The sequence below is a fragment of the Paenibacillus sp. FSL K6-1217 genome (assembly GCF_045040735.1).
Lineage (GTDB): Bacteria > Bacillota > Bacilli > Paenibacillales > Paenibacillaceae > Paenibacillus_AQ.
In genome coordinates, this window is the sequence record NZ_CP150271.1 from 4,231,878 (window position 1) to 4,250,193 (window position 18,316).

General features: G+C 46.7%; 20 protein-coding genes. 3 read left to right on the forward strand and 17 right to left on the reverse strand.

Going from position 1 to position 18,316, the window contains the following annotated elements; all coding sequences use genetic code 11:
- Positions 1 to 47: 47 nt before the first annotated feature.
- The 9 genes from MHH28_RS18490 to MHH28_RS18530 all read right to left on the reverse strand — a co-directional run bounded on the left by MHH28_RS18490 (position 48) and on the right by MHH28_RS18530 (position 9,372).
- A complete protein-coding gene (locus MHH28_RS18490; protein ID WP_405104492.1) occupies positions 48 to 1,124 on the reverse strand; it encodes a WG repeat-containing protein in 1,077 nt (358 codons plus the stop codon).
- Between the two features lie 149 nt (positions 1,125 to 1,273).
- Entirely contained in the window at positions 1,274 to 2,683 is a 1,410-nt protein-coding gene (locus MHH28_RS18495) for a glycoside hydrolase family 1 protein (protein WP_405104493.1), read from the reverse strand.
- Between the two features lie 24 nt (positions 2,684 to 2,707).
- Positions 2,708 to 4,582 (reverse strand): beta-glucoside-specific PTS transporter subunit IIABC, encoded by a 1,875-nt coding sequence (locus MHH28_RS18500; protein ID WP_405104494.1) that lies wholly within the window; start codon positions 4,580 to 4,582, stop codon positions 2,708 to 2,710.
- Between the two features lie 192 nt (positions 4,583 to 4,774).
- The gene (licT, locus tag MHH28_RS18505; protein WP_405104495.1) at positions 4,775 to 5,632 is read right to left on the reverse strand and encodes a BglG family transcription antiterminator LicT; all 858 of its coding nucleotides are present in this window, start codon (positions 5,630 to 5,632) and stop codon (positions 4,775 to 4,777) included.
- Positions 5,633 to 6,069: 437 nt separating this feature from the next.
- Entirely contained in the window at positions 6,070 to 6,945 is an 876-nt protein-coding gene (locus MHH28_RS18510) for a stalk domain-containing protein (protein ID WP_405104496.1), read from the reverse strand.
- Between the two features lie 176 nt (positions 6,946 to 7,121).
- Positions 7,122 to 7,490, reverse strand: a complete 369-nt coding sequence (locus MHH28_RS18515; RefSeq protein ID WP_405104497.1) for a VOC family protein — start codon at positions 7,488 to 7,490, stop codon at positions 7,122 to 7,124.
- A gap of 70 nt (positions 7,491 to 7,560) precedes the next feature.
- Positions 7,561 to 7,980 (reverse strand): GNAT family N-acetyltransferase, encoded by a 420-nt coding sequence (locus tag MHH28_RS18520; protein WP_405104498.1) that lies wholly within the window; start codon positions 7,978 to 7,980, stop codon positions 7,561 to 7,563.
- On the reverse strand, positions 7,977 to 8,567 hold the full coding sequence (locus MHH28_RS18525) for a chloramphenicol phosphotransferase CPT family protein (RefSeq protein ID WP_405104499.1): 591 nt from the start codon (positions 8,565 to 8,567) through the stop codon (positions 7,977 to 7,979). The genes MHH28_RS18520 and MHH28_RS18525 overlap by 4 nt, the downstream gene beginning before the upstream one ends.
- A 67-nt stretch (positions 8,568 to 8,634) precedes the next feature.
- The gene (locus MHH28_RS18530) at positions 8,635 to 9,372 is read right to left on the reverse strand and encodes an SDR family oxidoreductase (protein ID WP_405104500.1); all 738 of its coding nucleotides are present in this window, start codon (positions 9,370 to 9,372) and stop codon (positions 8,635 to 8,637) included.
- Between the two features lie 181 nt (positions 9,373 to 9,553).
- Here MHH28_RS18530 and MHH28_RS18535 point away from each other — a divergent pair, with 181 nt between their 5' ends.
- Positions 9,554 to 10,462, forward strand: a complete 909-nt coding sequence (locus tag MHH28_RS18535) for an AraC family transcriptional regulator N-terminal domain-containing protein (RefSeq protein ID WP_405104501.1) — start codon at positions 9,554 to 9,556, stop codon at positions 10,460 to 10,462.
- Positions 10,463 to 10,508: 46 nt separating this feature from the next.
- On the opposite strand, the gene MHH28_RS18540 is transcribed toward MHH28_RS18535, so the two are convergent.
- A complete protein-coding gene (locus MHH28_RS18540; RefSeq protein WP_405104502.1) occupies positions 10,509 to 10,883 on the reverse strand; it encodes a hypothetical protein in 375 nt (124 codons plus the stop codon).
- Between the two features lie 27 nt (positions 10,884 to 10,910).
- Positions 10,911 to 11,372 carry a GNAT family N-acetyltransferase gene (locus MHH28_RS18545; protein WP_405104503.1) on the reverse strand — a complete coding sequence of 154 codons (462 nt, stop codon included), beginning with the start codon at positions 11,370 to 11,372 and terminating at the stop codon, positions 10,911 to 10,913.
- A 237-nt stretch (positions 11,373 to 11,609) separates the two neighbouring features.
- Here MHH28_RS18545 and MHH28_RS18550 point away from each other — a divergent pair, with 237 nt between their 5' ends.
- Positions 11,610 to 11,786 (forward strand): hypothetical protein, encoded by a 177-nt coding sequence (locus tag MHH28_RS18550; RefSeq protein ID WP_405104504.1) that lies wholly within the window; start codon positions 11,610 to 11,612, stop codon positions 11,784 to 11,786.
- A gap of 238 nt (positions 11,787 to 12,024) precedes the next feature.
- On the opposite strand, the gene MHH28_RS18555 is transcribed toward MHH28_RS18550, so the two are convergent.
- On the reverse strand, positions 12,025 to 12,540 hold the full coding sequence (locus MHH28_RS18555; RefSeq protein WP_405104505.1) for a GNAT family N-acetyltransferase: 516 nt from the start codon (positions 12,538 to 12,540) through the stop codon (positions 12,025 to 12,027).
- A 236-nt stretch (positions 12,541 to 12,776) separates the two neighbouring features.
- Entirely contained in the window at positions 12,777 to 14,063 is a 1,287-nt protein-coding gene (locus MHH28_RS18560; RefSeq protein WP_405104506.1) for an adenylosuccinate synthase, read from the reverse strand.
- Between the two features lie 111 nt (positions 14,064 to 14,174).
- Here MHH28_RS18560 and MHH28_RS18565 point away from each other — a divergent pair, with 111 nt between their 5' ends.
- Entirely contained in the window at positions 14,175 to 15,053 is an 879-nt protein-coding gene (locus tag MHH28_RS18565; RefSeq protein WP_405104507.1) for a LysR family transcriptional regulator, read from the forward strand.
- 134 nt (positions 15,054 to 15,187) lie between these two features.
- On the opposite strand, the gene MHH28_RS18570 is transcribed toward MHH28_RS18565, so the two are convergent.
- The 4 genes from MHH28_RS18570 to MHH28_RS18585 all read right to left on the reverse strand — a co-directional run bounded on the left by MHH28_RS18570 (position 15,188) and on the right by MHH28_RS18585 (position 18,061).
- The gene (locus tag MHH28_RS18570; RefSeq protein WP_405104508.1) at positions 15,188 to 15,685 is read right to left on the reverse strand and encodes a hypothetical protein; all 498 of its coding nucleotides are present in this window, start codon (positions 15,683 to 15,685) and stop codon (positions 15,188 to 15,190) included.
- 8 nt (positions 15,686 to 15,693) lie between these two features.
- On the reverse strand, positions 15,694 to 16,440 hold the full coding sequence (locus MHH28_RS18575) for a MerR family transcriptional regulator (RefSeq protein WP_405104509.1): 747 nt from the start codon (positions 16,438 to 16,440) through the stop codon (positions 15,694 to 15,696).
- Positions 16,415 to 17,341, reverse strand: coding sequence for a DUF2268 domain-containing protein (locus MHH28_RS18580; RefSeq protein WP_405104510.1), 927 nt, complete (start codon positions 17,339 to 17,341; stop codon positions 16,415 to 16,417). Before MHH28_RS18580 ends, MHH28_RS18575 begins: the two co-directional genes overlap by 26 nt.
- A 180-nt stretch (positions 17,342 to 17,521) precedes the next feature.
- Entirely contained in the window at positions 17,522 to 18,061 is a 540-nt protein-coding gene (locus tag MHH28_RS18585) for an AAA family ATPase (RefSeq protein WP_405104511.1), read from the reverse strand.
- Between the last annotated feature and the right edge of the window lie 255 nt (positions 18,062 to 18,316).

Sequence of the window (18,316 nt, forward strand, 5' to 3'; positions counted from 1 at the left end):
GCTATTTTGTTTTATCGGAAAACCATATACGAATAGTATCACACCAATTAACGTGGCCAGACGACGGTTCCGCTGCGGTTCATGTACCCTCTGATTTCCTCGCGAGTTTCTGGAACCAGTAAGGTGATTTCCGCCAACTCGCCGTTGAACGAATCCGCCCAATAGAGCTGCGGCTTGACCACGAAGCGGCCGGAGGTATTAATATAGCCATACCTCTGCCCCGGGCTGGCCGGAGCCAGACCGCCCTTGAACAATCCTCCGGCTGTGAATCCCTGGATGACTTTGGCGCCCTTCTTATTAATATAGAAGGTGGCTCCATTGCGCTCGACGAACGCCAGTCCTTCCGAGAACGGCTGCGCCATGCTGAACTGCGGCTTAATCAGGTAATTGCCATTTTTGTCGATGTAGCCGTATTTACCATTCACATACACGACTGCCGCCCCGTCGGAGAACGGTGTGGCGTGATCATACCGGGGCGTAATGCGAAGCTTGCCGGTGGTGTCGATATAGCCGTATTTGCCGCCAACGGCAAGCTTAACGATTGCCATGCCTTCGGAGAAATCAGACGTCGAGCTGTACCGGTACGGAATGATTAGCTCGCCCTTCGTGTTAATATACCCTGAGGCTTTGCCCATATTGACCGAAGCCAATCCTTCAGAGAAATTAAACGCCCGGACGTAGATTGGCTGTATGGCCACCTTGCCTTGACTGTCGATATACCCGTAACGGGTCGCCTTAGCTCCACCAGCGGTCTGAACCTGCGCGGTATACAGCGCGCGGTCATTATACAGAATGCCGGCATCTCTCAGCTTATATTCAAACAGCTTGGTACCGGCCGAGCTGAAATAATATTGCTTCTTAGCCGCATGGTCCTCGACATACACCGTCCCTCCAGGTATTCCTGAGTAACCATAACTATCATACACGGCTTCGATGACCACCGTACCTTTGCCGTTGATGAAGCCGTATTTCCCGTTCACTTCAACCGGATATAATTGATCGGCTGTCTTGGCCTGCACAGCGCCCGCACCGGCAGCCTGGGCCTTGTCCTGTGATAGACCTGCTACACTTGCACTGAACACCATCGTCGTCATTAGTAGGGTTACAGCCAGCTTTTTAAACACCTGTGGTTCACTCTCCTCAGAGGCTATTTTCCATTCTTTATGTATAGACGGCGATTGTACCGGTTTTGTTGTGCAATATTTGGAAGAAAAAAATAGGGCTGCCCCAAGCAGCCTCTCATGGCTACCAGGACAACCCTTTGCAATTACAATCAGCGAACCTCGCCTCTGGAAGCAATCAGCTTCTGATACCAGTAAAAGCTCATCTTGCGGATGCGGCGCAGCTCCTTCAGGTCGAACTCCTCACGGTCCACATAAATGAAGCCGTAGCGTTTGCTGGAGCCCTGATGCGTGCTGACCAGATCGATGGCAGACCAAGGACAGAAGCCGAACACCTCTACCCCATCGGTAAGTGCAAGCTGAATTTGCTCGATATGCTTGCGGAAGAATTCAATCCGGTACGCATCATTTACCGTTCCGTCTTCCTCCAGCTTGTCGAATGCGCCCAGCCCGTTCTCCGTAACAATCAGCGGCAGGTGGTAACGGGAATAGATTTGGCGGAGCGTTGTCCGGAAGCCAACCGGATCGATCTCCCAGCCGAACTCTGTGGTCTGCAGGTTAGGGTTCACTGAACCCCGATACGCTCCCGGCTCCCCGACGATTTCGTGCTGGTCGCCCGTGTGGGAGAAGTCGTTGCCGTCATTTTTACTCTCCCCAACGGTCTGTGAAGTGTAGTAATTGAAGGCGATGAAGTCCGGGTGGCCTTGCCGGAGGATATCCATATCCCCTTCCTCAATCTTCGGCTCGTAGCCCTTCTCCACTAGATAACTCCAGGCAATATGGTTATAACGTCCATAGACCGCCATATCTAGATAGAGCCAATTGCGAATCGCTGCATAGTTATCTGCGGCCAGCATATCCTCTGGCTTGGAGCTGGCCGGATAGATCACGCCGATGTTGGGGGCAGGCCCAATCTTCGCGCTAGGCAGCATCTGATGACATAGCACCATAGCCTTCGCCTGCGCAACGAGCATATGGTGATTCTGCTGGTAGAGCTCTTTTTGCGGATCGGTCATATTCTCATTCAGGGTTCCGATCGATCCCGGATGCAGAATCAGCATATTCTGTTCGTTGATGGTCAGCCACCACTTTACGCGGTCCCCGTAATTCTCATACAATGTCTTGGCATACTGTTCAAAAGCATCGATCGTCGCCCGATTGGACCACCCTCCACGCTCTTCAAGCCCGTAAGGCAGATCGAAGTGGTACATCGTGACGATAGGCTCAATGCCGTATTTAAGCAGCTCATCGATCAGATTGCTGTAGAATTCAAGCCCCTTCGGATTGACCGCTCCATCTCCTTGCGGGTAGATCCGGCTCCAGGCGATGGAGAAGCGGTACGCTTTGAAGCCCATTTCTGCCATCAGGGCAACATCCTCTTTGTACATATGGTAGTGGTCACTGGCGACCCTGAAGTCCGTGACCCCTTCCACGTGGTTGGCCAGGTCAATGACAGAAGGCCCTTTGCCGTCCTCATCCCAGGCACCCTCCAGCTGATAAGCTGAAGTGGACCCGCCCCACAAGAAATTCTCTGGAAAAGCGTGAAGTTGTTTGTGCAGCATACCTTATTCCTCCTCAGTCTTGTATTAATCCACCAATGTCAAAAGCACTTCGTTCTGCTCAATCTGCTGCTGGTCCGTCTCGAAGATCTCGACCTCTTTCGGGGTCAAGGTTACGATCACCGGCGTAATCGTCTGATACCCGGCTGCCCGGATCTGCTCCAGATCGAAGCGGATCAGCAGATCACCCTGGCTTACCCGGTCACCCTCCTTGACCACTGGTGTGAAGTGTTTGCCCTTCAGCCCGACCGTGTTAATACCGATATGAATCAGCAGCTCAGTTCCCGCAGCGGACGTGATGCCAATCGCATGACCTGTCGGGAAAATAGAAGTCACCGTCCCGTCCACAGGAGCGACCGCCTCCCCAATGACCGGATCAATGGCGAGTCCTCTGCCCATAGCCCCGGTTGAGAAGGCATCGTCCGGCACTGCGCTAAGCGGAAAGGCTGCGCCGGTCAGCGGGCTGAAGATCAGTTCCTTTTTCAAGTCCACAACTGGTGTTACTGGCTTGTCTGGCTGAATCTGTTCAGGCGCGGCTGCTGGAGCGGAAGCTTCGATTTTACCCTTACTCTCATATCCGAACAGCCAGGTCAGCAGCAGCCCTGTACCCATGGACACAACCATCGAGACAATGAAGATCGACATCGGCTGCTCTACCGGAATCGAGAAAATATTATGGAACACATACGCCGTATACAGCACACCGAAGTGTCCGTTAATCGCGCCGCCGAGCGCTCCGGCAATAATGACGATCGGAATGACCCGCTTGTAGCGGAGAATCAGGCCATACACAATCGGCTCACTGACCCCGGCCAGCAGTCCGGTAATCCCGGAAGAGGCGGCGATACTCCGCAGGTTCCGGTCTTTCTTGGCCCGCAGGAAGATCCCGAAGGCTACCCCGATCTGGGCGAATACCGCTGCTGAAGCCATGGCTTCAATCGGGTCACCGCCGTTCGCAATATTTTGCAGCGTGATGGGAGTGAAGCCCCAGTGGAGTCCGAACACGACCATGAAGGTCATCCCCCCGCCGAGGACGATCCCCGACAGGATGCCGCTTACGCCAATCAGCCAGGTCACACCGGAAGCGATCCAGTCGCCGACACTTGTACCGAATGGACCGAAGGCAATCACCGACAGCGGAACCATAATCATCAGCGAGAGCATCGGCACCATGAAGATCTGCAGGTCCTTGTGGATAATCTTCTTCAGCAGCTTATCCAGCAAGGCATAGATGCTAATCGCAATGAAGATCGGGAAGACGCTGGAGGCATAACTGACCATGACCACCGGAATTCCCAGGAAGGAATGTCCGCCATCTCCCTCCAGCATCGCCGTAAAGTTCGGTTCCATTAGCGCCGCCCCGATGGCTCCTGCTACGTAAGGGTTCGCTTTTAACTTGATGCCCAGGGTAATTCCCAGGAAGATCGGCAGGAAGTAGAACACGGCATTACCGGCCGCAGACAGAATCTTGTAGGCATCGCCTGAATCGGACATCCAGCCCAGCAGCGTAAGCACTGTCAGCAGCGCCTTAAGCATCCCCGATCCGGCCATTACAGGAATCAGCGGCGAGAAGCTCCCGGAGATAACCTCGAACACCTTTGATACCGCCGAAGTCTTCTGGCCGGAATTCTGATTATCGGTGGATGTGTTAGACAGGAAGCTGGTATTTTTGACAATTTCGGCGTACACATTCGCTACATTGCTTCCCACGACAACCTGGAATTGCCCCCCGCTCTCCACCACGGTAATGACGCCCGGATGCTTCTCCAGCGTCTCCCGCTCTGCCTTCTTGTTATCCTTGAGGCTGAATCTCAGCCGGGTGGCACAATGGACAAGATCGTTGATATTCTGCTCCCCGCCGACGAGACGGATGATGTCTTCTGACATTTTTTTGTTATCCATGCTGACTCTCCTTTGCTCTACTGCCAAAAATGGGCATAAAAAAAACCTAAACGAAAGTTGTGAGATCACACCGGTGTGATCCACATCTCGTTTAGGTATCGCCTGCTTCAGCAGTAACAATCCTTAGATTTAAGTTGTGACTCCAATATAGCGGATTAGGTAATCGTTTGCAAGCCCTTTCTTGCTTCCTTTTTAATCCAACGGGTTCATATCTCTCGAAGTGACCCGCTGAATATGAATTGTCAGATAGACCTTCTCATCAATGGACATGGCATTCCCGTAGGTCTCTTCCAGGTAATGATTAATCTTATTCGTACATGCAAAAGCCTGCGGAAATTTCACCTTAATCTGATCATACAGGAAGTTGTCGCCCGATGCGGACCGTTCCTGCTCCCCGCTGATCATACGCTGGAGAAAGTACTGGAGATGGGTGAGGAACCGGGAATAATTGAACGAATTCTCATTGAGCTTCACCTGGTATTCTTCTGACAGAATGCTGAAGATATCGCTCATCGCCTTGGTCACCTCGACCGTCCGCTGCATCTCCTGCCCATCCTGCCGCGCATTCACGAAATGCATGGCAATAAAGCTGGCCTCATCCTGATCCATCTCGATGTCAAAATGCTTGCGGATCAGACTCAGCGCATGTACGCCAATAGCGAACTCCTTGGGATAGAACCGCTTGATCTGCCAGAACAGGGCGTTCTTCAGATTCATCGACTTCCGGTAGCGGGCAATGGCAAAATGAATGTGGTCGATCAGCGTGATATATATATTGTCATTGAAGATGTCGCCCATATCGGCCTTGGCATAGGCAATAATCTCATCGGCCAGCGAGAAATATTCAGCCGAGGTCTCACCGATCAGATCAATCAATTTGCGCGGAACCTTCTCGGGCTTCAGCATGAAGGTCTTCTCAATCCGTTCCTCTTCGACCCGCTGGCCCGGCTTCTTCTTAAAGCCTAACCCGTTCCCAATGACAACGTATTCATGTCCGACCTGGTCTTCAGCCCGAATGACATTGTTATTGAAAATCTGCCGGATAATCATGGTGCTTCACCTCTTCTGTATGACTCCCTGAAAATATATCCTAAGATAACACAGTGGTATTAGAAAAGACAAGGGGCGCGGGCTTCTGTTCATTTGGAACGTATTGGTACTACAATGGTAGCTACGAATTGAACCAATAGAATCAGAAAAAATACGTTCCAAATGCTCGGAATGGATGCCATTGCCAAGTAGAATGAATAGGGTGCCAGCCAGATCCAAGAAATGGCCATGAACACGCGAAGACCAAGCCAGATTGAAATGGCCATGACGGCTGAAGGTACTATAAGCATGAGAAGCACAATCACTTGTGTGCTGCTGGATGCCGCCTGATCACTGTATGGGTTAGCAAACAGTAACAGAAAACTTAGTCCAATACCCAGTAGGGATAAGAAAAAGGCCAACCACCTCACCCCAAGTCTCAAATGCCCACCTCCTGTTCACTGTGGATAATAATCAGAGAATCCCGAAATCAGTACTCTGGAACCCTTAGTGACGCTGTCCACCTTCCAAGTTCCGTTCGCGAATATTAGCGAGACTGTCCGATCTTCTGCATATTGATCTTCACCTGTAAGACCATTCGCTACTATTACAGATTGTGAAAGTGTGGCAGAATTCTTACTGGTATACATAGGTGAAGTGACCGGCGTTTCATAAGCACCTGCTGTTTTCAATCCTTTGTTCTGAGTAATAGACTTAATTAATTTATCCGTGAAGTACGGTTTAAATGTTGAATTTACATTCTTAATTGAAGATACATTTGAGGCTTGATTTAATTTATCAGATAGAAGTTTCAAACGTGCTTCAGAAATTTTATTCTTTTCCGGAATTTGAATAGACGGGGTCTCCATATGAACAACCAATCCTTTGTTGCCCACTGTTACTGTAGCTTGTTTAGACAGTTGGTTCCACATTACCGTTGCCCCTAACGACTGACTAACAAAGCGAAGAGGAACATAAGTGGTTCCATTGATGACTTGTGTAGCAGTATCCAAATCAACATATTTCCGCGATGGTGTATCTGGAGCTTCACTTGAGGGAGCAGATTCAATAATCACACGTTTGAAATTTGCTGCAAGCCATATCGTCGAATTTCCGGTTTTGATTTTAACAACTTTATCTGTTTGAAACCATTTTAAGCTTGCGCCAAGATTTTCGGAGACAGCACGTAAGGGGATTAATACTCGACCGTTGTTTATTTGACCATTGTTAATCGTTGTAGATGTTTGTGCCTCTGCCGCATAACTAGACCCAGTTGTTAAAGGTAGCATAAGAAATGCAGTTGAAAGCAATGCAATCGTCCATTTTTTTATCATAATATTTCCTCCTCTTAAATAATTCACCACAAACTACTCTCACGCATCTGATTTCACTAAGAAAATAGAATTCGGTCACACAAAAACTCCCCATGCAGCAACAGGCTTTATTATCTCACCTGTCTACCATATGGGGAGCAAATCAGTGCAGAAACACTGTCTTCTTGTGGTGCGAATCAGCCTTTACTGTGAAGAGTGATCAGGTAACCGTCCGGATCGGCGAAGGTAAAGGTACGTCCGAAGGGGCCGTCGATGGGTGCGGATGTGATTTTTACGCCTGCTGCTGCGAGTTTATCGTGAATGTCTTGCGTATCCGGGGCATAGAGCCATAGCGCAACACCAAGTCCAGGCTGAGTCCCCGTACTGAGTTCGACTCCCGGCATGAGGTCACGAAGTGCAAATGCGATAGGCTTGGTGTCAAAAACCACCGCATGAGGCGGGCCCGCCTGTGAACGGACAAGTCCAAGATAGCGTTGATAAAATTCAGCAGAGCCTTCAAGATCGCTGACCTGAAGTGAGATGAAATCGGGTCCAATGACTGACATAATATAGCCTCCTAATATTCGCGTTTGTAGGTTAATATAGTCTTCATTATACCCACCCTTCCTGACAACGTTATGTCAGTAGCGTTCTATCTGCTCCCCCGGCATGGTTCAGCCTTGTCTCCTCCAGACGCCTCCTGCACAAGCGGTAAATCCGCATATGCTTGGTATCGTAGGTCAGGGTTACAATCTCCAGCCCGACATGCTCCGCTTCCTGAAGTAATCTCTTTACCAGGGCTTGCCCCAATCCCTTCCTCTGATATTCAGGATGCACGAGGATGTCCTCCATATAGCCATGCTGCAAGCCCATTCCAGCAACATAACCGAACGCTATTAGCTGCTGGCTCTGTTCATCCCTCACTCCTGCCCAGAAGTTGCATCGCTCGAATACAGCAGGGTAATCCACCTGCCTGCCCTCCCACCCCACGAGTTCCCTTAACACTGGAACTTCATGCGGTTGGATCGGGAGATTGAGGATGATCTCAAGGTTCATGGGCGGCTCCTTTTACGCAATTTCTGAAATGCCGAGTATTCCTGATTAGACTTAATATAACGTAAGATCTGTTCGGCGCATTCTGCCGGAGTCTGCTCTTCCGTGTTCACTTCGAGGTCATATTCATCAAAACAATAGACGACATCGAACTGGGCATCCGCCAGTCCAATCTGCCGGTCCCCTCTGGCCTGCTCTCTTCGGATGAGCTCTTCCCGAGAGCATAGGACGCCAACAAATAACGTAGTCCGGCCGGCAAAATGATCCAAAAACTCATTAAATCTCTTGTCGTTGTCGAATACGGTATCCACGATGACATTGAATCCCATTTCCGATAACAGCTTAATCGTCGAATAGAACACGGAGCAGATGGAATCATCCAGGATTTCCGAGACCACCTGATGGTCTATTTCCCGTACAGGATCATCCGGAAATTTATGATTAATGAAATCATTGTAATTCATGAAAAAATCATCAATTGATACATGATAAAACGGAATCTCTTTCTGCTTTATCAGTTCAGCCGAGATGGACGTCTTCCCGGAGCTTGAAGTCCCATTCAGAACAAGCAACATGCCTTTATTGTTCATTTTGCCCCCTCCTATTCATCTTCCATTATAAACCATAGGCGATAGAGGAAGGAACTCATCAGTTGTATCAGTTAAACCCGCCATTGACGCGAATCGTCTGTCCGGTGATCCAGCGGGCCTTGTCACTGACGAGCAGGTCGATCACATTCGCAATATCCTCCGGCTCCCCAAGCCGTCCAAAAGCATTCATCCGGCGGAAGGAATCCACCAGCTCCTCGGATTTCCCGTTCAGGAATAACTCTGTCGATACTTGTCCGGGTGCTACGCAATTCACGACGATATTCTTCGCCCCGAACTCCTTCGCTAATTGGCGGGTTAACTGCTCGACGGCCCCTTTGGTTGCGGCATAGACGCTATAGGTTGGCAGCATCGCGCCCGATACGGAGGTTGAGAAGTTGATAATCGTTCCGCCCCGCTCCATATGCTTCATCGCTTGCTGGCAGGCGAAATAAGTTCCTTTGACATTCACAGCAAAATGACGGTCGAACATCTCCTCCGTTACATCTGCGAGAGGCACACACTCCATAATTCCGGCATTATTCACCAGAATATCGATACGCCCAAATTGCCCGATTGTCTCCGAGAACAGCGCTTCGACCTCGCTTACTTTGCTTACATCGCCTTGAACGGCTATCGCTTCCCCGCCAGACTCCTTAATGATTTGCACGACCTCGTCCGCTTTCTCCCGGTGGGAAGAATAATTAACAGCTACTTTAATCCCTAATCCAGCCAATTGAATGGCGATTTGTCTACCGATCCCCCGTGACGCACCTGTAACAATCGCAACTTTTCCGTTCTGACTCACTCACGAACACTCCTTTATCCTCGTTTTAAGCCGGGTTGAACTCTGTCGGCCTTATGGATTCATTGTAAATCAATCGACGAGCATCCCGTTATAACAGACCTGTTCACTTCTTGCCTATTTCTCTTCAACTCGTTATGATTAACAGCAAACCCAACTCTTACGAAAAAAGGAGGCTTCTAACTTGGACGATACATTGCGGACCGGACCACTTTTACAGCAATTGGCTGCGCTGATTCTTCGCCATGCTCCATCGGCAGGCACCCGCCAGACGCTCATTCCTTCCTTGCAGCTGATGCACGCCACAGATGTAGCCGAACCGCTGGAGTCCGTGTATAAGCCATCGATCTGCGTCGTTGCTGAGGGATCCAAAGCAGCCGCCCTGTCCGGCGAAAGTTACCATTACGATCCTTCCACTTACCTGGTCACTTCGGTCGAGCTGCCGATTAACGGGAGAATTACCGGGGCTACGCCTGAGCATCCTTTTCTGGGCATCAAGCTAAGCTTCGATCCTGGTACCATCCTGGAAATTGTAAAAGAAATGGATGACCCCTCCCTTATCCCGGGTGAAACGTCTCTTGGCATCACGGTTGCCCAAACCTCCGGGCACTTACTTGCAGCCATCGTACGGCTCATCCAATTACTCGACGCGCCGCAGGATATTCCTGTTCTGTCCCCGCTCGTGATCCGTGAAATTCTCTATCGTGTTCTTCAGAGCGACCAAGGCGCACACCTGCATCAATTCGCCATCATCGGCAGCCATGCGCACCGGATTGCTCAAGCCATCCAAGTGATTACCAGGCAATATGCCGAGTCCCTTGTCGTGGAACAGCTTGCAGAATCCGTAAATATGAGCACCTCAGCCTTCCACAAGCACTTCAAGCGTGTCACCGCCATGAGCCCGCTCCAATACCAGAAGGTCATCCGACTGCAGGAAGCCCGCCGCCTCATGCTGACCGAATCGTTCAAAGCCTCTGATGCCGCCTTCCGAGTAGGCTATGAGAGCCCTTCCCAGTTCAGCCGGGAATACGCACGCCAGTATGGGAGACCTCCGGTGACCGATGTCCAGGGACTGCTGGGCTCAGCGAAATAGCGAAGTGGCAAGTGAAATTATCCGGCTGCAGACGATATTTTGCCCGCTATGGACAAACAAAAGCAGACATTACGTTCTTCGTGTCCTGGATTTGAATAAACACTCTCCATCTTTTCTTCGAAAATGGCTGATAAAAGAGCCGTTCCAGTTCTTCGAACTGTGCTTCATTCAGATGTAAAAAGAGCGCATGTTTTGCGATTTTGGCGGCAGGCTGGGAAGAAATTTTCCGTCCTCCGGCCTTTCGTTTGATAGGGATATGAAATTGCAGCAGGTCTTCCAGCTGATGCCAGCCTTCCCAACTCAGCCGGCCTCCGCGCTTCCAGTCGATGGCATAGAGGACATAATAGGCATGTACTCCTGATTGTTTGGCAGCAATAATCCAGGTGGAAGGAATAAACTTTTCCCGTTGTCTTCGATTCATTGAATTAAGCCCCTCTTTCAAAAGATATCAAAGTCCTTCACGCGTGACATCGAGATACATCCGGGGAGCCGGGCCGCCTTCCGTGTTGGCGAAGCCGTTAGCGATGAAGCCGGCGGCTTCGTAAAATCCTACAGCTTGCGGGCCAGCAATCACCTCTACACGTACACCGCGGCGCGCAATATCTTGGATCAGAGCACTCGCAACACCTTGGCGCATCCATTCAGGATCAGTGAACAGACCCTCTAGCTCAAGGCAGCAGTTGACAGGGCATACTGATGCAAAGCCGACGACTCTCCCGTCAACAACAGCGACACGTGTGAACGGCAACAGCTTGTCGTCCCATACGAGCCAATCAGGATGAGCAGCGAAGAGATCCCGGTCAGCCTCAACACTCAGCGAAGCACGGCGATAGATATCGCGAAGCAGGCCGATATCGTCGAAGACTGCGTTTCTAATGATGAAGTTAGACGAGTATAACGACTTTTTCATCCCGGTTCGACTCCCTTTTTAAGAAAATCAAAAAAAATAACGGCTTCATTCTCTGGCCAATTCTGAGAATTCTCTCTAACCAGCATGCAACCTATTTCCTGTTAGTTGAATAAGTACTGTGCATTATTTCTATCATCCATGTTTTACTTTTATTATGGGAAGGGTTAGAATAATATTGGTTTTATATACTTATTACCGATTATTAAGATGTGTACTCAATGAAAGGATTTGATGATTGTGGAATCGACTAATTTCAAAGTTATACCTGAAAAACTGAAAGGTAGGACGATTGAAGATATCGCCATCACTACTAAGGCTGTGGTTATTAAATTTACTGATGGTACTTTTTTAGATATCTATCTCGATGAGGCGGCACAAACATTAAAGACATCAACAAACAGGCTGGATAGTTAACTCAACCCTTTACACTTAGCTATCATTTTCCCAGCTTTCTACTTCACAGTATACGTCAAATACGACATATAACCTCCACTTATCTTCTTCAACTAAATTGCCCCGTTAGCTGGATTTGTTGCATTTCATGCATAATTTCAGCATATTCCGCTTTTATTGGCCAGTACTGCTGCATTTATTGCAGGATTTCGCTAAAAATGTCACTGGTTGCGGGGCATTGAACCGATTTCTCACCTGCTTATTTTGTCCGCTCCACAGAATACAGAAAAAACCCCATATCTGTATTCCTAAAATTCTTAGTATCTTTATCAATAATATTCATGCCGTTTCGGATAGCAACCTTTTGAGAGGCTATATTGGTGTCCCGAATAATAGAATAAACCCTATTTGCATTAAGAACTGAGAAGGCGTATTCCTTGCAAGCCATTGCCGCTTCTGTGGCGTAACCTTTGTGCCAAAACGCTTTTTGAAACAAGAATCCTATTTCCAAAACTTCTTTGTCTCTCCAGCCTTGCAGGGTCAAGCCACATTGACCAATCATTTCGTTGGTTTCTTTTAAGACAACAGCCCAAAGTCCGAAACCATAATCTTCATATCTTTTAAGATGCCTGTTAAGCCAATTTTGCGCTTCTTCTAAGGTGAATGCCCTCTCATAACTAGCACGCATTACTTCCTCATCACATAATATTTTGCACAATGCATCATAATCGGACTGTACCATTTCTCTAATGATAAGACGTTTTGTTTCTATCAAAAAAATCCCGCCTTTCTTTTAATTTCAGATAATGATCCATTGGAAAGTCAAATACAAGCAGTCCCCTCCGGCTGCGTAACCTTTGTTACATTGAAACCAGAATAACTACCAATCCATAAAAAAGACAAATATCGTATAGATATGCAAGAAGCACAGAGTTTAAACACACTCTGTGCTTCTTTTTTAAATATAGCAGCCGATCCTTAAATTGGCATCCATTTGCTAATTAGAATGTTTTATATGTTCCTCACTATTAACTGTTCACGTCTTGGCCCTATTGAAACGTACGTGATTGTCACATTAATTGCTGATTCAATAAACTCAACATAGTGCTTTGCGGCATCTGGCAGGTCATCATAAGATCTCGCATTAGATGTATCACATTTCCAACCTTGAAAGTGCTGCAGAATCGGCTTTGCTTTATCTAACTTAGCACTCACTGGAAATTGGTCAGTTATTGTTCCATCTTCTAATTCATAACCCGTGCAGACTGGAATGGTTTCCAAATATCCAAGTACGTCAAGATTCGTTAATGCGACTTCCGTTGCACCTTGTACCATACAGCCATAACGGGTTGCGACAGCGTCAAACCAACCGACACGACGAGGGCGGCCAGTGGTTGCGCCATACTCCCCCGCATCCCCTCCAAGCTGTCTCAATTCATCTGCCGCCAATCCATCTAATTCAGATACAAAGGGCCCCGTACCCACGCAGCTTGAATACGATTTTACTACTGCCAGTACCCTTGTAATCGCAAATGGAGGCAACCCAGCACCTACTGGAGCAAAACCTGCGAGTGTTGAAGAAGATGTAGAAAAAGGATAAATGCCATGGTCAGGATCTCGAAGTGCGCCAAGTTGGCCTTCTAACAGTATTGAATCACCATTTTCATAGGCTTCGTGGAGCATTGAAGTGGTGTTACAAACAAATGGACGAAGTTTTTCTCCTTGGCTTACTAATTCCGGCATCAACTCTTCGGGTTGAATCGGTTGCCGCCCGTACATATGTACAAGCAGCACATTTTTAATCTCCAGCGATTGTTGTAATCGTGAGTAGAGCCGCTCCTCATTGTACAAGTCCGACACTTGAATCCCAAGCTTTGCGTATTTATCAGCATAGAAGGGCGCGATTCCGCGTTTTGTCGATCCAAAACTGCGTGAACCTAGCCGCTCCTCTTCCAGTTCATCAAATAAACGGTGTATTGGAAGAATGATTTGGGTACGATCTGATACACGTAAACAAGGCTCTGGGACACCCCGGGCGATCAACTCTTCCCTTTCTCTCATAAGAGACTCTACATCAAGCGCTACTCCAGGGCCAATTACATTCGTAACGTTTGGATAGAAAACCCCCGAAGGCAGCATGTGTAGCGCAAATTTTCCGTAATCGTTGATAATCGTATGCCCCGCATTGCTTCCACCTTGATAACGGACCACATAAGATGATTTTGCGGATAGCACATCCGTCATTTTGCCCTTTCCTTCATCTCCCCAATTCGCTCCGACAATCGCTGTAACCGTCAATTTTATTCGCCCCCACAACTTGTAATCCTTTACAGCGATTATTATAATTTGAAGTGTGGGCATTAGTAAAATTGATTTTGATAATGACTGACATAAATTGAGGTAATGACTATGGAATTGAATATGGAATGGTATCGTGTTTTTTATTGGACGGCAAAACTAGGGAGTTTGACCAAGGCTGCAGAGAAACTCCATATCACTCAGCCTGCGGTCAGCCATACACTTAAACAGCTAGAAGGGGGCCTAGGCGGGCAACTATTTTTCCGTACGACAAAAGGGGTTACGCTAACTGCTGAAGGTGAAGTGCTGTTTAATTTTGTGGAGCAAGCCATGCATTTTATCGAAATTGGTGAGAAGAAACTTTCGGAGATGCAAGAGCTGTCTTATGGGGAAATCAACATCGGAGCAAGTGATACGCTATGCAAGCATTTTCTGTTGCCGCACCTTGAACAATTCCACAAACAATATCCAGAAGTCAGGATCCGCGTCACTAATCGGACAACACCTGAGACCCTCACACTTTTGAAGGAAGGTAAAATTGACTTCGGAGTTGTGAACCTGCCTGTGTTTGATTCAAAGATCGATTTCCGCACCAGTTCAACGCAGCAGGATTGCCTTGTTGGTAATCAAGAGTATGCGGCCTTAGCAGAAAACCCATTACCTCTGGAGGAACTTCATCGTTACCCTTTGCTGCTGCTTGAACCAGGAGGAAGCACAAGAAATTTTCTCGATGAGTATGCTGCATCTAACGGGATTACGTTAAGTCCTGAGTTTGAATTGGGCAGCCTTGATCTCCTTATACAATTTGCACAGAGCGGGTTTGGCCTTACCTTTATCGTGCGGAAATACGTTACCACTGAATTAAATACCGGTAAGCTAATTGAAATTCCCCTAACGCCTCCAATTCCTGAACGTCATGTCGGGATTGCGACACTTAAAAGTGTCCCACTTTCCGCTGCTTCGAGACGATTCCTTGAATTTTTGCCATGAAATTTTAAACTGGGCTCTTTATATGCAACAAATGCTGTAGATTCTTTTTCCACTAGGGCCCCGCCTATGATAAGCTGCGGCTAGTAGTTCGTTGGCTTTGCTAAGAATTGTTAGAATATCACTGTTGTAATCATTCAACGTTGTATCACATTCAATGATCTTCGTAATATGAGTAATAGTCCTGCAATCAAAGGTGTAGATAACGGGAGGAAAAGAACTGCATAAACAGGACCCCATTGCAAATAACCTTCAATGTTAACGGTCTCATACCCTCTGGTTTCACCACTAACAATAATTGCACCTGCTGTACCCATAATTAACACGTTTATAAAAGCGATGATCATACATAACACCATAAATTTGGCACCTTTAAATTGGATACGGTGGAATTGAAAACCGGATATCGCAAAAGACAAGGATAATGGAACACATAATGTCAAGAAAAACCATAGCCAGCCATCACTTCCTGCTCCTCCTGCAACACCGTTTCCGAAAATAGCTATAAGGAAACCAATGACCAGGCTGGCACAGACTTTTTTAACTTGGAAACTCACGTGATTCGCTGAATAATATAATTCTTGAGTATTATCACGTTGTGGTTTAAGACCGGCAGTTGAGCATTTACCATTCAATGAGATAATTACCGATTGATATTATGCATAATTGCGCTGTAAAGAAAATCTGCTAAATACTCATTACCATATTGATTAAAGTAGCTTTTGAATCGTGCATCGAATTTGTAGGTATGGGCAATGCAAGCCAGTAACTCTGCATCGCATGTCATGAATTGCATTAGATTTCCTTTCCACTCTTCGATTAATTGCTGCACTTCATCGGAGGAAGGATCCTGATGGATACAAGACGCAATTTTTTTATATATTTCCTCAGTATCGGAAAAACGTTTCTCTTTTTCATCGACAGATAGTTTTTCAATCGTCTCAATATACACTTTGTACGCCTCTGTTTCGCCATAAATGAATCTTGCCTCATTGGCATACTGTTCTTTCAATGGCAAAACGGAAGAATGGTTAAAAATGTGCAAATTACTAATATCATTCCCCGAAACGTATTCATCGAGAGCAGTCATGATGTTGTCCAGTCTTTGTTTTCTCAATAATAAAGTTTGTCTCTGCTTCTTTAATATTTGTTTCTGTTCTTGCCTGGTCAGCTTTAAAATGTCCGCAATTTCTTTCAAGGAAAAATCCAATTCCTTTAAGAATAAAATGGTTTGAAGTTTTTCCAAACTGCTTCGATCATATAGGCGATACCCTTTTTCAGTCAGATGTGTCGGTTTAAATAGATCGATTCTATCGTAATAGTGCAAGGTACGAGCTGTAATGCCTGTTATCTGAACAATATCTTTAACCGCTAATAATGGTTTCTTCATCCCAAAATCCCTTTACTTCGTCTAGTATTTGAGCAGCAGGCGTGATTGTTGCCTCAAAGATCGTTCTTCCCGTTTTTCTTAGGTAATACTGGATTAAATAATATCCGCAAGCGTAGCCGGCGCTGTAAGGCATATTGACCGGTTTAAAGTTCTGAAGTTCTGCGATCTCGTCACCGTAAAGATAAGGGGCAAATTGATCAAACCCCGTTAATTGCAATTGCTCTCTTAGCACGGGCTTAATGCGCCTGTTAAGTGTTTCTGCATTTGTTTTCGTTACCCAAGGGCCAAGCAACTCTTCTCCAAACATGAGCGTAGCAAAGTTCTCAGCTAATCCTTCACTTACAATAAGCTCGCCCAAATTAACGGTGTGATCCCATTGAATAAATTGATATCGCACATTATGATTGCATTCGTGCGCCAGCGAAGCCTTCATTCTAGGAAGCGTGTACTCATTTGGCAAGAGTGTACCCCAGATAAACCCGGGAATGCCCCCGAAGCCGCTATATCCTTCATTTATTAATAAGGCACGGCTTTCCGGATTTCCTAGTTGAATGGTAAACAAATATTCGGATACAGGGAGATTTATTTCATGTTCTATAAATAGATGGAGGCTTTTCTTTACAGCATGCTCACACTCTAACCAAAAAGAATCCGACGAAATCAACTCGATCTCTGATGAAATCTGCCCGGTAATCTGATCAGGGGACCGATGCATTATACTATTGAACGTAACAACGTCATAACCATTCGCCTCTTTAGCTTTAAAAGGGAGCTGTTGAATTTGCCATTGTTTCATAAAGGGAGCCATCATTTCATTTCTGAATAATTCAAGCTTTTCCTCGGGCGAAGCTTGGGCAACTTTTTGATAAATTTGGTCTGAACGCAATGTTTTTATGTTCATGTCTCTCACTCCTAGTTATTATTCATAGAGAGAATTATGCACTATGACCTAACGTCATAGTCAAGAACTTTTAAACTATCCTTCCGTTAGAATGAAGCAGCGGCAGTCTAAGACTTGATAAATAAAGTCTTGGACTGCCGCTGTGGTCGTTCAACTAACGTATCCCGTTAGCGTCATCGTTTATGTTATCAACGCCTCGTTTTGTAGTCGCATGATTATTTCTTTAACCGTCTCTGTAGGGGACAAATCAGATGAATCCAACCAAAGACCCGAGCGTGGAGTTTCATTTCGCAATACGCGATCCAACTCATCTACGCTCCAAATCCCATAACCCTTCTTAGCCCGCATAGCCTCTCTCGTTGCAACCACTGTAGAGTTTGGACAAAGCACGACTAAGTAAAATGGGCGGCTCTTAATAAACGAGATGAAATCGGTAAGTAACGGTCCAATGACAACATCTTGAACAACGACTGTATATCCCGCCTTATAATACATCTCCGCTGATTGGGCGGCGAGCTGGTATCGTAACCTCAACTGATCAAACTCGTCACTTTCTGAATCTGGACGAACCTCTTTGCGGTTATTTACAATCATTCTTCGAAAAATATCACCTCGTAAATGCACCGATTTATCAAATTGTTCGGACAGTAATTGTGCTACGGTAGATTTTCCACTGGCCATTATTCCTGTAATGAGTATGATGCTTGGATTTTCAATCAACGTAACCCACCATCCTTTAATATTATATAAACATAATAGTTGATAAGAAAAATCGAAAAAAGGTCGATTATAGATATATTCATTTATTACGCTACCCTGCCCGTTAGCTTAATCAAGCGCCCGCCAGTCTAACACTTTATTTTTCAGTCTAAACATTATTTTCTTTTGACAATTGAACTTCAACAATCCTCCGATATATGTGACTCTCCCCAAAAAAATAAAGCCGAACATCATAGAATCTCTTCTAGATGTTCG

Excerpts from the sequence above, each read along its gene's own strand:
- MHH28_RS18495 (WP_405104493.1), bottom strand. The coding sequence starts at position 2,683 with ATGCTGCACAAACAACTTCACGCTTTTCCAGAGAATTTCTTGTGGGGC.
- MHH28_RS18500 (WP_405104494.1), bottom strand. The coding sequence starts at position 4,582 with ATGGATAACAAAAAAATGTCAGAAGACATCATCCGTCTCGTCGGCGGG.
- licT (WP_405104495.1), bottom strand. The coding sequence starts at position 5,632 with ATGATTATCCGGCAGATTTTCAATAACAATGTCATTCGGGCTGAAGAC.
- MHH28_RS18510 (WP_405104496.1), bottom strand. The coding sequence starts at position 6,945 with ATGATAAAAAAATGGACGATTGCATTGCTTTCAACTGCATTTCTTATG.
- MHH28_RS18515 (WP_405104497.1), bottom strand. The coding sequence starts at position 7,490 with ATGTCAGTCATTGGACCCGATTTCATCTCACTTCAGGTCAGCGATCTT.
- MHH28_RS18520 (WP_405104498.1), bottom strand. The coding sequence starts at position 7,980 with ATGAACCTTGAGATCATCCTCAATCTCCCGATCCAACCGCATGAAGTT.
- MHH28_RS18525 (WP_405104499.1), bottom strand. The coding sequence starts at position 8,567 with ATGAACAATAAAGGCATGTTGCTTGTTCTGAATGGGACTTCAAGCTCC.
- MHH28_RS18540 (WP_405104502.1), bottom strand. The coding sequence starts at position 10,883 with ATGAATCGAAGACAACGGGAAAAGTTTATTCCTTCCACCTGGATTATT.
- MHH28_RS18545 (WP_405104503.1), bottom strand. The coding sequence starts at position 11,372 with ATGAAAAAGTCGTTATACTCGTCTAACTTCATCATTAGAAACGCAGTC.
- MHH28_RS18565 (WP_405104507.1), top strand. The coding sequence starts at position 14,175 with ATGGAATTGAATATGGAATGGTATCGTGTTTTTTATTGGACGGCAAAA.
- MHH28_RS18575 (WP_405104509.1), bottom strand. The coding sequence starts at position 16,440 with ATGAAGAAACCATTATTAGCGGTTAAAGATATTGTTCAGATAACAGGC.
- MHH28_RS18580 (WP_405104510.1), bottom strand. The coding sequence starts at position 17,341 with ATGAACATAAAAACATTGCGTTCAGACCAAATTTATCAAAAAGTTGCC.